General features: G+C 64.0%; 9 protein-coding genes. 3 read left to right on the top strand and 6 right to left on the bottom strand.

Annotated elements, in window-relative coordinates; all coding sequences use genetic code 11:
• Positions 1-35: 35 nt before the first annotated feature.
• Entirely contained in the window at positions 36-1,373 is a 1,338-nt protein-coding gene (locus ACF8RA_RS11120; RefSeq protein ID WP_392460445.1) for an MATE family efflux transporter, read from the bottom strand.
• Positions 1,374-1,654: 281 nt separating this feature from the next.
• On the opposite strand from ACF8RA_RS11120, the gene ACF8RA_RS11125 reads away from it, so the two are divergent.
• Complete coding sequence (locus ACF8RA_RS11125) at positions 1,655-6,556, top strand: alpha-2-macroglobulin (RefSeq protein ID WP_392460446.1); 4,902 nt, start codon at positions 1,655-1,657, stop codon at positions 6,554-6,556.
• Between the two features lie 151 nt (positions 6,557-6,707).
• Here ACF8RA_RS11125 and ACF8RA_RS11130 read toward each other — a convergent pair whose 3' ends face one another.
• Positions 6,708-7,001 (bottom strand): hypothetical protein, encoded by a 294-nt coding sequence (locus tag ACF8RA_RS11130; RefSeq protein ID WP_004577004.1) that lies wholly within the window; start codon positions 6,999-7,001, stop codon positions 6,708-6,710.
• Positions 7,002-7,078: 77 nt separating this feature from the next.
• On the opposite strand from ACF8RA_RS11130, the gene pbpC reads away from it, so the two are divergent.
• Both pbpC and ACF8RA_RS11140 read left to right on the top strand, forming a co-directional pair.
• Positions 7,079-9,433: a peptidoglycan glycosyltransferase PbpC gene (pbpC, locus tag ACF8RA_RS11135; RefSeq protein ID WP_392460447.1), complete on the top strand. Its 2,355-nt coding sequence runs from the start codon at positions 7,079-7,081 to the stop codon at positions 9,431-9,433.
• Positions 9,434-9,525: 92 nt separating this feature from the next.
• Positions 9,526-11,190 carry a ShlB/FhaC/HecB family hemolysin secretion/activation protein gene (locus ACF8RA_RS11140; RefSeq protein ID WP_392460448.1) on the top strand — a complete coding sequence of 555 codons (1,665 nt, stop codon included), beginning with the start codon at positions 9,526-9,528 and terminating at the stop codon, positions 11,188-11,190.
• 74 nt (positions 11,191-11,264) lie between these two features.
• Here the strand turns inward: ACF8RA_RS11140 and ACF8RA_RS11145 are convergent, their stop codons facing one another.
• The 4 genes from ACF8RA_RS11145 to ACF8RA_RS11160 form a co-directional block, all read right to left on the bottom strand.
• Complete coding sequence (locus ACF8RA_RS11145; RefSeq protein WP_176684394.1) at positions 11,265-12,041, bottom strand: response regulator transcription factor; 777 nt, start codon at positions 12,039-12,041, stop codon at positions 11,265-11,267.
• 119 nt (positions 12,042-12,160) lie between these two features.
• Positions 12,161-12,631 carry a prepilin peptidase gene (locus tag ACF8RA_RS11150; protein ID WP_176684395.1) on the bottom strand — a complete coding sequence of 157 codons (471 nt, stop codon included), beginning with the start codon at positions 12,629-12,631 and terminating at the stop codon, positions 12,161-12,163.
• A 276-nt stretch (positions 12,632-12,907) separates the two neighbouring features.
• A complete protein-coding gene (locus ACF8RA_RS11155; RefSeq protein WP_392460449.1) occupies positions 12,908-13,477 on the bottom strand; it encodes a DUF4136 domain-containing protein in 570 nt (189 codons plus the stop codon).
• A gap of 19 nt (positions 13,478-13,496) precedes the next feature.
• Positions 13,497-14,132 carry a DUF4136 domain-containing protein gene (locus ACF8RA_RS11160; RefSeq protein ID WP_392460450.1) on the bottom strand — a complete coding sequence of 212 codons (636 nt, stop codon included), beginning with the start codon at positions 14,130-14,132 and terminating at the stop codon, positions 13,497-13,499.
• Positions 14,133-14,135: the final 3 nt, after the last annotated feature.

A 14,135-nucleotide genomic window follows, 5' to 3' on the forward strand; every position in this document is an offset into this window, starting at 1 on the left:
GCCTTGCGTCGCGATGGGCCGCAAAGCGGCCCCAATCAGCCAAACCACAGGTCCCTCTGCTGCAACCGCCACCCGACCCACCCCAACGTCACCGCCCGCAACCCCATGAACCCAAGAAACGCCATCCACAACCCATGGTTGCCCAACCCGCTCATGGCCACTGCCACCGGCAGCGCAATCAATACCGAAACCAGCATTGCATTACGCATTTCCCGCGCCCGGGTCGCGCCGATGAACAACCCATCCAGCAAGTAACTCCACACCGCGATCAACGGCAGCAATGCCAGGTAGGGCAAATACGGATAAGCCGCCGCCCGCACACTGTCGATGTCGGTCTGCAAGTCGATGAACAGGTGCCCACCCAACAGGAACAGCCCGGCAAAGCCCAGGCTGGTGACCAGCGACCAGCCGCAGGCCACCACCAGCGAGCGACGCAGGGTGTCGCGGTCACGGGCACCAATGGCATGGCCGCACAAAGCCTCCACCGCATGGGCCAGCCCATCCAGCGCATAGGCCGTCAGTAGCAGGCCATTGAGCAACAGGGCGTTGGCTGCCACGGTCGCTTCGCCCAGGCGTGCGCCTTGCACGGTAATCAGCAGGAACACCAGTTGCAGCGCCAGGCTGCGCAGGAAGATGTCGCGGTTCACTGCCAGCAGTGGCCTCCAGGCCTGCCAGCGCTTGAGCGCTGCCCACACGATCTGCCCCGGGTAGGCCCGCAGGGCCGGACGGGTCAAGGCCAGGCCGAGCAGGGCGGCACTCCATTCGGCAATCACCGACGCCCGCGCCGAGCCCAGTACGCCCCAGTCCAGGCCCAGCACGAACCACAGGTTCAAGGCGATGTTCAGCAGGTTGGTGGTCAGCAGGATGGCCAGTGGAGCCCTGGCGTTCTGGGTGCCGAGGAACCAGCCGACCAGCGCGTAACTGGCCAGCGCCGCAGGCAGGCCAAGCAGGCGGGTATGGAAGAAGTCTTCGGTGGATTGCTGCAGGGCTGCGCTGGGTTGCATCGCATGAAGTGCCAGCTGGCTGAAGGGCAGGGCCAGGAGGCCGATCAACAGGGCGAAGCCGACCGCCAGCAGCAGCCCTTGCACCAGTACCTGGCGTAATGCTGCACCGTCGCCACGGCCGGCAGCCTGAGCAGCGAAGCCGGTGGAGCCCATGCGCAGGAAGCCCATCAGGCCGACCATGAAGGTGAACAAGGTGGCGCCCACGGCCACGGCGCCCAGCTGGTGGGCGTGCGGAAGATGGCCGATGACCGTGCTGTCGACCAGCGCCACCAGCGGTACCGAGATGTTGGACAGGATCATCGGCGCGGCCAGCGCCCAGACCTTGCGGTGGGTGGGTCGGTGGCGCCAGTCGGCAGCGAGTTGGGGCATGTGCATTCCATGAGATTTTGGGGCCGCTGTGCGCCCCTTCGCGAGCGTGCTCGCTCCCACAGGAAAGTGTTGCTCTTGCGGCCGGCGCCAAACCTGTGGAAGCGGGCAAGCCCGCGAAGGGGCGCAACGCGGCCCCCTTTTAACGAATGGCCACAGTGTACCGACCAGGCAACCATTTAGCGCGACCATGGTCTGACCTGGCGCGCAACGCCGGGTGCTGCACCTGACGTTGCGCTATAGTTGCTGCCCTCACGTACACGCTGCCCAAGAGTTCCTATCTCATGTTCAACAAAGGATTGTTGCTGGCCTGCGCGCTGGCGTTGCTCAGTGCCTGTGACTCTTCCACGCCAGGCAAACCGGCGCCGGTCGAGAAAACCGTGGCGCCCGCGCCCGCCGAAGCTTCCGCCCCCAAGCGTGAGGACCCGGCCTTGCTCGCCAAGCGCTATGAGGGCCGCGAACTCACGGTGCTGGACGTATCGGAAGTGCAGCTCGATGGCGCGGCAACGCTGTCAGTCAGCTTTTCCGTACCGCTGGATGCCAAGCAGGACTTCACCAACAAAGTTCACCTGGTAGATACCGTCAAAGGCAAGCTCGACGGAGCCTGGGAACTCTCCGACAACCAGATGGAGCTGCGCTTGCGCCACCTGGAGCCGCAGCGCAAGCTGGTGCTGACCGTCGACAAGGGGCTGTTGGCAGTCAATGGCAAGCAGCTGGACAGCGAGTCGATCACCCGCCTGGAAACCCGCGACATGCAGCCGACCATCGGCTTTGCCAGCCGCGGCTCGCTGCTGCCTACGCGTCTGGCCGAAGGCCTGCCGGTGATTGCCCTGAACGTCGAAAAGGTGGATGTCGAGTTCTTCCGCGTCAAGCCAGACATGCTCTCGACCTTCCTGGCCAACTGGGGGCGCAACAGCAGCCTGTACTACTACCAGTCCAAGGAAACCCTGGACATGGCCGAGCTGGTCTACAGCGGCCGCTTTGATCTCAACCCGGCACGCAACACGCGTGAGACCGTGTTGCTGCCGATTGCCGGCATCAAGCCGTTGCAGGCGCCAGGCGTGTACCTGGCAGTGATGCGCGCCTCGGGTACCTACGATTATTCTCAGCCGGCAACCCTGTTCACCCTTAGCGACATCGGCGTGTCGGCCCACCGCTACCGCGACCGCATCGACGTGTTTGCTCAAGCCCTGGAAGGCGGCAAGGCGCTGAGCGGCGTCAACCTGGAAATCCATGACGAAAAGGGCAAGCTGCTGGCCCAGGCCACTACCGATGGCAAGGGGCATGCCCAACTGCCGATCACGCCCAAGGCCGATACCTTGATCGCCACTCAGGGCGTGCATACCACGCTGCTGCGCCTGAACACCGCAGCCCTGGATCTGGCCGAATTCGACATCACCGGGCCTCAGGCCAACCCGCTGCAGTTCTTCATTTTCGGCCCGCGTGACCTGTACCGCCCGGGTGAGACGGTGCTGCTCAACGGCCTGCTGCGCGACCAGGACGGCAAGCCGGTCAAAGCCCAGCCAGTGAGCGTGGAAGTGCGTCGCCCGGATGAACAGGTGAGCCGCAAGTTCGTCTGGGAAGCCGACAGCAATGGCTTGTACCAATACCAGTTGCAACTGGCCACCGAGGCCCCGACGGGCCGTTGGCAACTGCTGCTCGACCTGGGGGGCGGGCGCAAGCAGGTCTATGAATTCCTTGTCGAAGACTTCCTGCCCGAGCGCCTGGCGCTGGAGCTCAAGGGCAGCAGCCAACCGCTTTCGCCGGATGAAGATGCGCGCATCCAGGTCAATGGCCGTTACCTCTATGGCGCCCCGGCCGCCGGCAATCGCCTGAGCGGTCAGGCCTATGTACGCCCGCTGCGCGAGGCGGTACCGGCGTTGCCTGGTTACCAGTTCGGTTCGGTCACCGAAACCGATCTGAACCAGGACCTGGAACTGGACGAAGTCACCCTTGACCAGGCCGGCAAGGCGGTGGTCGATATCGAAAGCCGTTGGGCCGAGGCCCGCTCTCCGCTGCAACTTACCGTGCAGGCCAGCCTGCAGGAGTCGGGTGGCCGGCCGATCACCCGGCGCCTGGAGCAGCCTATCTGGCCGGCTGAGCGCCTGCCGGGCCTGCGAGGCCTGTTCGAAGGTGAGGAAACTGATAGCAACGGGCCGGTGGAATTCGAGTTCCTGGTGGCCGACCGCGACGGTAACAAACTGGCGGCCGATGCGCTCAAGGTGCGCCTTGTTCGCGAACGCCGCGATTACTACTGGAATTACTCGCAAAGCGACGGCTGGAGTTACGCCTACAACGAGAAGTTCCTGACCCAGAACGAAGAGACGATCAGCGTCAAGGCAGGTTCCACTGCCAAGCTCAGCTTCCAGGTTGAATGGGGCCCTTACCGCGTCGAGGTCGAAGACCCGCAGACCGGCCTGGTATCCAGTGAGCGCTTCTGGGCCGGCTATCGTGCCCAGGACAACGCTGAGGGCGGCGCGGTACGGCCGGACCAGGTCAAGCTGGCGCTGGACAAACCCTCCTACGCCGATGGCGCTACCGCCAAGGTCACCGTCACCCCGCCCGCTGCGGGCAGCGGCTACCTGATGATCGAGTCCAGTGATGGCCCGCTGTGGTGGCAGGAAATCGATGTGCCCGCCGAGGGCAAGACCTTTGACGTGCAACTGGACAAGGCCTGGGCCCGCCACGACCTGTACATCAGCGCGTTGGTTATCCGCCCGGGTGAGCGCAAGGCCAATGCCACGCCCAAGCGTGCTGTGGGCGTGCTGCACCTGCCGCTGGACCGCGCCGAGCGCAAGCTTGCGCTGAGCCTGCAGGCACCGGAGAAAATGCGGCCGAAACAGCCGTTGACGGTGAAGATCAAGGCCGCCAACGCCGATGGCAGCGTGCCCAAGCAGGTGCATGTGCTGTTGTCGGCGGTGGACGTGGGCATCCTCAACATCACCGATTTCAAAACCCCCGACCCGTTCGCCAGCCTGTTCGGGCGCAAGGCCTATGGTGCCGATCAACTGGACATCTACGGCCAACTGATCGAGGCCGGGCAGGGCCGCCTGGCCAGCCTGGCATTCGGTGGTGACGCAGCGATGGCCAAGGGGGGCAAGCGACCCAACACTACGGTAACCATCGTTGCCCAACAGAGCCTGCCGGTGACGCTGGACGACAAGGGTGAGGGCCAGGCCACGGTCGATATCCCCGACTTCAACGGCGAACTGCGGTTGATGGCCCAGGCCTGGACCGAAGAGCACTTCGGCATGACCGAAGGCAAGACCGTGGTCGCCGCACCGTTGATTGCCGAGCTTTCGGCCCCGCGCTTCCTGGCCGGTGGTGACCGTACCCGCCTGGCACTGGACCTGGCCAACCTGTCTGGCCGCGCCCAGCAACTGAACGTCGAAATCACCACAGAAGGGCAACTGAGCCTGGCGGCCGACGCCGTGCAGAGCGTTAATCTGGCCGAAGGGCAGCGCTCGACGCTGATGATTCCGGTGCAGGCCCAGGGTGGTCTGGGGCAGGGCAAGGTACATGTCCGGGTGACGGGCCTGCAACTGCCGAACGAGCCGATCACAGCGTTCGAGCGTGAGTGGACGCTGGGCGTGCGCCCGGCCTACCCGGCAATGCTCAAGCACTACCGCGTGGCCTTGAAGGACCAGCCGTGGACCCTGCCCGAAGCAGACCTGGCCGCCTTCGAACCGGCTGGCCTGGAAGCCAGCCTGGCCTTGTCGAGCCGGCCGCCGCTGAACCTTGCCGAGCAGATTCGCGCGCTGCAAGCCTACCCCTACGGCTGCCTCGAACAGACCACCAGTGGCCTGTACCCCTCGCTGTACGCCGATGCCGACAGCCTCAAGCGCCTGGGCATCAAGGGGGAGCCGGCGGATGTGCGCAAGCGCAAGATCGAGATGGGCATCGAGCACTTGCTGGGGATGCAGCGCTACAACGGCAGCTTTGGCCTGTGGAGTTCGGACAGCGAAGAAGAGTACTGGCTCACCGCCTATGTTACTGACTTCCTGCTGCGTGCCCGTGACCAAGGTTACGGCGTGCCTGCCGAGTCACTGAAGAAGGCCAGTGAGCGCCTGCTGCGTTACCTGCAGGAACGCAACCTGATCGAAGTCGACTACAGCGAAAATGCCGATCACACACGCTTTGCCGTGCAGGCCTATGCGGCGCTGGTGCTGTCGCGCAGCCAGCAGGCGCCGTTGGGTGCCCTGCGAGGCCTGTTCGAACGTCGCGCCGATGCCCGCTCCGGTCTGCCGTTGGTACAACTGGCGGTGGCGCTGGACAAAATGGGCGACAAACCGCGTGCCGAGCAAGCCTTGCAGGCAGGCCTGGGCATCAGCCGTGGCAAAGGCTGGCTGGCCGATTATGGCAGCGCCCTGCGTGACCAGGCACTGATCCTGGCGCTGCTGCAGGAAAGCAACCTGGCCAGCAGCCAGGTCGATCAGCGCCTGTTCGCCTTGTCGGATGAACTGGCAGCCAACCGTTGGCTGTCGACCCAAGAGCGCAATGCACTGTTCCTCGCTGGCCGTGGCCTGCTGGGCAAGCCGGAAGGCCAGTGGCAGGCACGCCTGGACAGCGCGGGTGAAGTGCGCGAGTTGAACAATGCCGACGCCGGTATGAAGCTGGAAGGCCCGTTACTGGCCTCGCCACTGAGCGTGCAGAATGAAGGCAACGAGACGCTGTACCAGCAGCTGACCTTGTCGGGCTACCCACGGCAGGCGCCTGCTGCTGGCGGCAACGGCCTGCAGATTCGCAGAGAGTACCTGGGCATGAATGGCCAGCCGCTGGACGTGCATAACCTGCGCAGTGGCGACCTTGTGCTCGTGCACCTGGCGCTGAAAGCCGAGGAGCGCGTGCCGGATGCGCTGGTGGTGGACCTGCTGCCGGCAGGCCTGGAGCTGGAAAACCAGAACCTGGCTCAAAGCGCCGCCAGCCTGGACAACGCCAGCAGTGCAGTGAAGGCGTGGCGCGAGTCGATGCAGAACGCCAGCGTGGTGCATCAGGAGTATCGTGATGACCGTTACGTGGCCGCGCTCAAGCTTGACGGCTATGGCACCACCCACCTGCTGTACCTGGCGCGAGCGGTGACACCGGGCACTTACCGCGTGCCGCCGCCGCAGGTCGAGTCGATGTATCGGCCGAACCTGCAGGCCGTGGGCGATGGGCAAGGGGAGATGACCGTGAAAGCCCGCTAGAGTCCCGCTCGACGCGGACAATGTGGGAGCGGCCTTGCGCCGCGATAGGGCCGCGAAGCGGCCCCGGAAGTTCAAGCGGCGAAACTGAAATCCTGGGGCTGCTGTGCAGTCCTGTCGCGACGCAAGGCCGCTCCCACAAAGACCGCGCAGATCAGTGGATCACCCAGCTCATCACCCACAGCCCCAGCACCAGCCAGATGATCCCGAGGATGATCGACGCGCGCATGAATGCGCGGATTGCCGAGTACAGCAGCATCAGGCCGATGATCAGCGCCAGGATGCTCAGCAGCGAGGTGTCCATGCCCAAGGTGCGCGACAGGCCATCGATGAAGTTGCCACCAGCATTGGCCAGCAGGTTGAACAGCCCGCTCAATGCGTCGACGATGAAGCGGATCAACGACCCCAGTGCCTGGCCCAGCCACTCGAAAAAACCTTCTACATGCATAGTTGCTTCCTGATGAAAAAATCGGCGAGGTTGTCGTCCCAAAGCCTTTGGCCATTACCTGGCCAGGTCGGTTCCCGATGCCAAGCTTAGCGCGACCACGCAGCCGTGCGGGCAGGTTGTTGCGTGCCACGCTGATCAGTTTGCTGGTGCTGGGCGGCCTGTTCTGGCTGGCTGATCGTATCTGGCCGCTGCCGATGCCGGGTGACGACCTGGCCCGGGTAGTGCTGGCCGAAGACGGCACACCGTTGTGGCGCTTTGCCGATGCTGAGGGCGTGTGGCGCTACCCAGTTAGCCCTGAAGAGGTTTCGCCGCTTTACCTGCAGGCCTTGCTGACTTACGAGGACCGTTGGTTCTACGACCACCCAGGGGTCAACCCGCTGGCATTGGCCCGTGCGGCCTGGCTGAACCTGCGCAGCGGGCGTGTCGTGTCGGGCGGCAGCACACTGTCGATGCAGGTGGCACGCCTGCTCGACCCGCACGACCGTACCCTGGGCGGTAAACTGCGCCAGCTATGGCGCACGTTGCAGCTGGAGTGGCACTTGTCCAAGCGTGACATCCTGCAGATCTACCTGAACCGCGCACCTTTCGGCGGCACGCTTCAGGGCGTGGCGGCAGCCAGCTGGGCGTACCTGGGCAAGTCCCCCCGTCACCTGACACCCGCCGAAGCGGCGCTGCTGGCTGTGCTGCCCCAGGCACCCAGCCGGCTGCGCCCGGACCGCCACCCCGAGCGTGCCCAGCGTGCCCGGGACAAGGTGCTGCAGCGCCTGGCTGAATACCAGGTATGGCCGGCCCAGCAGCTCCGCGAGGCAGCCGAGGAGCCGTTGGTGTTGGCGCCACGCCAGGAGCCGGCTTTGGCGCCATTGCTGGCCCGACGCCTGAACAGTGCTGACAGCCCGCCACTGATTCGGACCACGCTTGACGCTGCGCTTCAGCGGCGCCTCGAAGACTTGCTGCTGGGCTGGCGCGCCCGGCTGCCCGAGCGTACCTCGGCCGCCATTCTGGTGGTCGAAGCGCAGTCCATGGCGGTGCGCGCGTACCTGGGCTCGGTAGATTTGTCTGATGAGCGCCGCTTTGGCCATGTCGACATGGTGCGCTCGCTGCGTTCGCCCGGCTCCACCCTCAAGCCTTTTCTCTACGGCATGGCGCTGGACGATGGCCTGATCCATTCCGAATCGCTGTTGCAGGATGTTCCACGACGCTATGGCGACTATCGCCCTGGCAACTTCTCCATGGGTTTTAGCGGGCCGGTGTCGGCGAGCTCAGCGCTGGCCCTGTCGCTCAACCTGCCCGCCGTGCAATTGCTGGAAGCCTACGGCCCGAAACGCTTTGCCGCGCAATTGCGCATGGCGGGCATGCCGCTGATACTGCCGCCCCTTGCCGAGCCCAACCTGTCGTTGATCCTGGGCGGTGCCGGCAGCCGCCTGGAAGACTTGGTCGGCGGCTACGCGGCGCTGGCGCGGGGGGGCAACAGTGCGCAGGTGCGCTTGCAGCCACAGGCCCCCCTGGTGGAGCACCGGTTGCTGTCACCGGGGGCGGCGTGGATCATCCGGCGTATTCTCAGTGGCCAGGCGCGCCCGGACCGCGACCCGCACGCCGAACTGGTGCAGCGCCCGCAACTGGCCTGGAAAACTGGCACCAGCTACGGCTTTCGCGATGCCTGGTCGATTGGCGTGGGGCCGCGCTACCTGATTGGCGTATGGATTGGCCGCCCCGACGGTACACCGGTGCCCGGTCAGTTCGGCCTGGCGTCGGCGGCGCCGCTGATGTTGCAGGTGCACGATCTGTTGAGCAATCGCGACAGCCAACGCGGTATCAGCGTCCCGGTAGAGCGAGTACCTGCGAATATTGGCGTTGCGGCAATCTGTTGGCCGCTGGGCCAGCCGATGAGCAAGCAGGACACCAACTGTCGGCGTCAGCGCTTTGCATGGACCCTGGACGGCACCACGCCGCCAACCTTGCAGGCAGCTGACCAGCCGCTGGGCCTGGGCTTGCGCGAAACAGTGTGGGTCAACGATCAGGGCCTGCGGGTCGATGGTAGCTGCCCGGGCGCTAGGGCTCGTGACATCGTCCTGTGGCCGGCGCCGCTGGAGCCGTGGCTACCGCGTGTCGAGCGGCGCATGGCGCGTTTGCCGGCCATCGACCCGGCCTGCCCGCCGCAGGCGCCGGCCAGTGCACCACCGCTGTCGATCGTCGGTGTGCGCCCTGGCGACCATCTGCGCCGCCCGGCCACCAACACTGAGCCGTTGCAATTGCAGGTATCTGCCTTGGGTGGTGGTGGACGGCGCTGGTGGTTCCTCAACGGCCAGCCGTTGGGTGAAACCCAGGGGCAGGACAGCTTGTTGCTGCGTTTGCCACAGGTCGGGCAGGCCGAACTCAGCGCGCTGGACGAAAGCGGTCAGACGGCGCGGGTGGCGTTCCAGGTCAGTGAGTAGGTGTTCGACGACAGCCGGGCCAGCACCTACGCTTGCAAGTGACGGGTGTGACCGGCTGGTGCCCCGCAACCCATGGGAACATGGAGTGCCCTATGCGTCCTCTGGTCATGCCCCTGATGTTGCTGCTTTGGGCACTTGCTGCCCACGCCGAGCCGTTGCCGGGGTTTCTCGACAGCCATGAATACGAGCGGCGTCTGCCCAGCGCCAACCTGCCGATGACGGACTACGCCCCTGTGAGCCCCCGCATACGGTTGGCAGGGGCGGCTATCGACAACCCCGACTGGGCCCCGGCCAACACCCGGCTGGTGCTGCAAAAAGTGCGCTTCGAGGGCGGCACGGTGTTCCCCTTGGGCGACCTGCGTGAACACTATCAGCCGCTGATCGGGCGCGAAACCACGTTGGGTGAATTGCAGCAATACACCCAGCGCCTGACCCAACGCTACCGGCAGAAGGGCTACTTGCTGTCGTATGCCTACCTGCCGCCTCAGGATGTGGCCGATGGCAGGGTCGACGTGGTGCTGGTCGAAGGTTACGTACGTGATTACCGCTTGGACGGCGATATTGGACCGGCCAGTGAGTATTTGCAGCAGTTGCTGGCGCGCATTGAGGCCGAGCGCCCACTGACCCGCGAAACGCTGGAGCGCTATCTGGGCCTGGCTACGCGCATGCCAGGGGTCGTGGTAGAGGCCGAACTGACAATGGCGCGGGCTGCCGAGGATGTCGCCCAGTTGACCGTGCATGCACGGCGCAAGCCGCTCAGCGCCGCGGTGACCGTGGCCGACTCCAGCCGTGACGCTGCTCAGGCCCTGTTGACGGCAGCCAGCAATGCCCAGACTCGCCATGGCGAACAGTTCGCGGCCAGTTGGCTGCTGCCCTCTGGGGAAGACCGGGTCCATTACCAGCGTCTCGATTACAGCCAGTACCTGGACTCTGCCGGTAGCCAACTGCTGCTATCGGCCTCGCGCTACCGCAGCGAGCCCGGCACGCGCATACGTCTGGACGATGGCCGCGATATCACTCGCAAGCACGACAGTGAACGCTATGCGATCGGTTTGCGCCAGCCGGTGATCGTAAGGCCGAATGAGTGGCTGGCGGTGCAGGGCCACGTGTACTCAGTCAGTGAGAAAGATCAAGACCGGATGGCCGAGCAGCCACCGTTTCGCAAGTACGACACCTATGTACGGGCGCTGTCATTCGAAGGTGACTGGCGCAAGGTGGAGCAGGGGCGTTTGCGTATCGTCAGTGTCGGGGTCTATCAGGGCCTGGACTATCTGGGGGCACGCAGCGATGCTGACTACGATCTCGATTTCCTGCGCTTTCGGCTTTCCGGCCTGCAGAGCGACACGCTGCTGGAAAACTGGCAGGGGGTGGTATCCGGTGCGTTGTACTGGAGTGACGATCGCTTGCCCGACAGTGAGCGTGCGGGGTTTGGCGGGCAGAATTTCGGGCGTGGCTACCCGCGCGATCAGGCGGACGGTGACAAGGGCTGGGGTGTGGCTTACGAGCTTAACTACAGCATGCGAAGTAGCTGGCTTGCGCGGGTTCAGCCCTATGCGGTGGTGGATACCGCACAGGCCTGGCATAACCGGGGACCGGTGGAGGACGCCCATCTGGCTTCGGTGGCGCTGGGTGTGCGGTTAGGGGCTGGGCATATGTTCAATGTGGCGCTGGAAGTGGCCAAGCCGTTGGCGGATGTGGCGCTGGATAGCCTGGACCGTGGGCCTCGGCTGTCGTTGAACCTGGCGATCCAGTTGTAGCAGGCAACTATGGGCTTGCAGGAGCAGCCTTTCGCAGCGCCAGGCCGCTCCAGAATGGTGTGCCGAGCCTTCACTCAATGGGTCGTGAACCGCTGGTGCACGGGCGACGAGCTAGGGGTCAGCGCCAGAGCCAGTTGGGTGCGGTTGTGCATATGCGTCAAACGCAATACCTGAGATACATACAGCTTCACGGTGTTTTCGGTAATGCCCAGTTCACAGGCGATCTGGTAATTGGTCTTGCCCTTGCTAACCAGGCGCGCCACTTCCAGTTGGCGTGGTGATAGTTTCTCGAACGCTGCTGGCAGCTCGCTTTCGCTTTCTTCTGCATCACTGGCACGCCGGTGGGTGCCTTGGCCACGGGCTTTTTCCAGGTCCTGATACAGTTCGTCCACCGACTCGGCCAGTTCCTGCAAGCGCTGGTTCAATCCACCCAGATCACGGATATTGCGCTGGCGCTCCAGCAAGACCTCTTCCTGCCGGCGGACGCCTGCCAGCAGTTCATCGAGGTCCATCGGCTTCTGGTAGTAATCGGCGAAACCTTCGCGTAGCGCCCGGATCAAGTCCTGCTTCTCGGCACGCCCAGTCAACATGATGGCTTCGAACATGCGCTGGCTGCCGTTGATCTCCTTCAAGGCGCGCACCAGCTCGATGCCGTCCCGATCGGGCATGTGCAGGTCACAGATAAGCAGGCCGATGCTAGGGTCTGCCACATAGTGCTCGATGGCTTCGTCGGTTGAGAGGGCTGTAACGCAGGCATAGCCCTTGGTTTCGAGGAATTCACTCAGTTGTTCGACAATGACCGGTTGGTCATCAACCACCAACACCTTCACTTCACTCACTGATCTGGACACGATCAACTCCCTGTTCTTATACGGCCCTGCTCCCGTGCCAGACGCTCTGGCAGCTTAAAAGTAGTCGCACTAGGCGAAATTGTACAAGGCGTGTACAAGTCATCGGACCACTGGAAGGCTTACTGGATCCATACGGCTGTCAGAAGAAAACCTGACAACACATAAGGGACGAAAGCCTGCTTGTCGCCCATTTCCTCGGTCAGGGCCTGCAAACGCTTCTTTATCTTGGGATTGAGCAGAGTCCACAGGCGTCGGCGGGTCAATAGCCAGACCAGCACACTGACACCCGCGCCAATAAAGGTGCCGAGTACATATTGCGGGCTTGTGGCCAGGGCCAGGGCGCCCATCAGCTTGACGTCGTCAGCGCCGAAGCGGCCGAGCATGTAGCCTGGCAGGGTCAGCAGCATGACGATGGCCAGCGCCCAACCGGCATCGCTGGCATCGGCGCCTATCCAGCTGTGGCCGGTAGCGAACAGCCAGGCCAGGGCGCAGCCAGCCACCCCCAGGGTCAGCATGTTGGAGATCTGGCGTTGACGCACATCCTGTTCGGAGCACAAGGCAAGCCACAGCAGGAGAACAATGCTTTGCATTGGCAGGTCGCCTTTCCCAAATGTTGAACACTTCTACCCGGTCAGTCAGGTTTACCTAGATGAAGATAGACGGGAACGCGCGGGGGAGTGCGGTTGGCAACGGAAAAAAGGCGTGCGTGGAATGGATTTTGTCGCAGCTGACACCGGCCTGGCAGGGGATTCAGTCGTACTGAGAATCGCGATCAGTGTAGGCGCGGGTTCAGCCGCGAAGGCAGTAACATGCACCGTGCCACTTCATTCGCGGGCCACGGTGCATGCCAACGCCATATTCCGACGCTATTTTTTGCTGCCCGGTGGGTAGTTGCCCAGCACCTTGGCCACGGTGTTGCGGATTGCGCTGTTACGTTCTTCCGGGCTTGGCGGGTAGTTGTTCATGATCTGCTCGGCACTGCCGCGCCATACCAGCTTGCCGTCACGCCCATCGAACATGTCGACCTGGATGGTGGCGACCTTGTAGTCGACACTGCGGGTTTCGTTGTACATCGGGCCACCCCAGTAGCCGCCCCAGTAGCCACCCCAGCCACCGCCGTAGTTGGTGGTGATCTGTTGTTGGCGCTGTTCCACGATCAGGTACGTGCGTACTGCCAGGTCGGGCCGCGCTCCGCCTTGTACCGGACGCAGGCCACGCTGGTCGAGTTGCTCTGCCACCGCCTGGCGAATGCGCTGCTCGGTAAGGTCGCTCTTGATCCTTGGGTCATCCGGGCGGTACTGCAGGCCCGGCTCCTGCCATGCCCAGCTACGGTAGGCAGCAAAATCGCGGCTGGCATCGAAATCCTGCTGGACGTTGTTGCTCGAGCAGGCAGCGAGCAACAATGCGAATGACAGTAGAACGAGACGGCGCAACATGATGGTTCTCCGTTAGCTATTAACTGGGAGGATAGCCGCTGAGCGCCTTGTGCACAGAATCGCGCAAGGCACTTTCGCGCTCGCGGGGCGAGTCCTTGTTGCTGCTGCTTTCGGCGCTGGCGCTCCAGACCGGCTGGCCGCTGCGGGCGTCGTACAGGTCGATGCGCACCACCAGGACTTCGACCTCGTAGGTACGCACGATGGGCACGCTGGCATAGCCCCCATAGCCATGGCGATAGCCTCCATAGCCCACGCCACCATAAGGGTACGGCCCGTAGTAGGGGTCGTAGCTGTCGTAGTCACGCACCTGGCGCAAGCGTTTTTCCAGGCGCATACCGGCGCTCACCAGCAAGTCGCCAGGGCCTGCGCGAGAGGGGCGCAGGCCATGCTGGTCGAGCGCACCGCTCACCGCATCGGCCAGTTGCGCCGGGTCGGCACCCACAGCGCCGCTGGGCAACTGGCCGTTGCGCCAGCTCCAGCTGCGGTAGTGCCCATAATCACGAGCGGGCGCAGGGTATGCACTGGCGTCGAAGGTGTGGGCCGCCTGCGCAGGGGCCGGTGGTAACGGGCGGCTGCTGGCCACATACGGGTTGCTGCCCTGGCAACCAGCCAGGGCAATGGGCAGCAGGGCCAGGCACAACAGACGGTACGGCATGTG

The organism is Pseudomonas sp. FYR_5, from assembly GCF_043106315.1.
Classification (GTDB): Bacteria; Pseudomonadota; Gammaproteobacteria; order Pseudomonadales; family Pseudomonadaceae; genus Aquipseudomonas; species Aquipseudomonas putida_Y.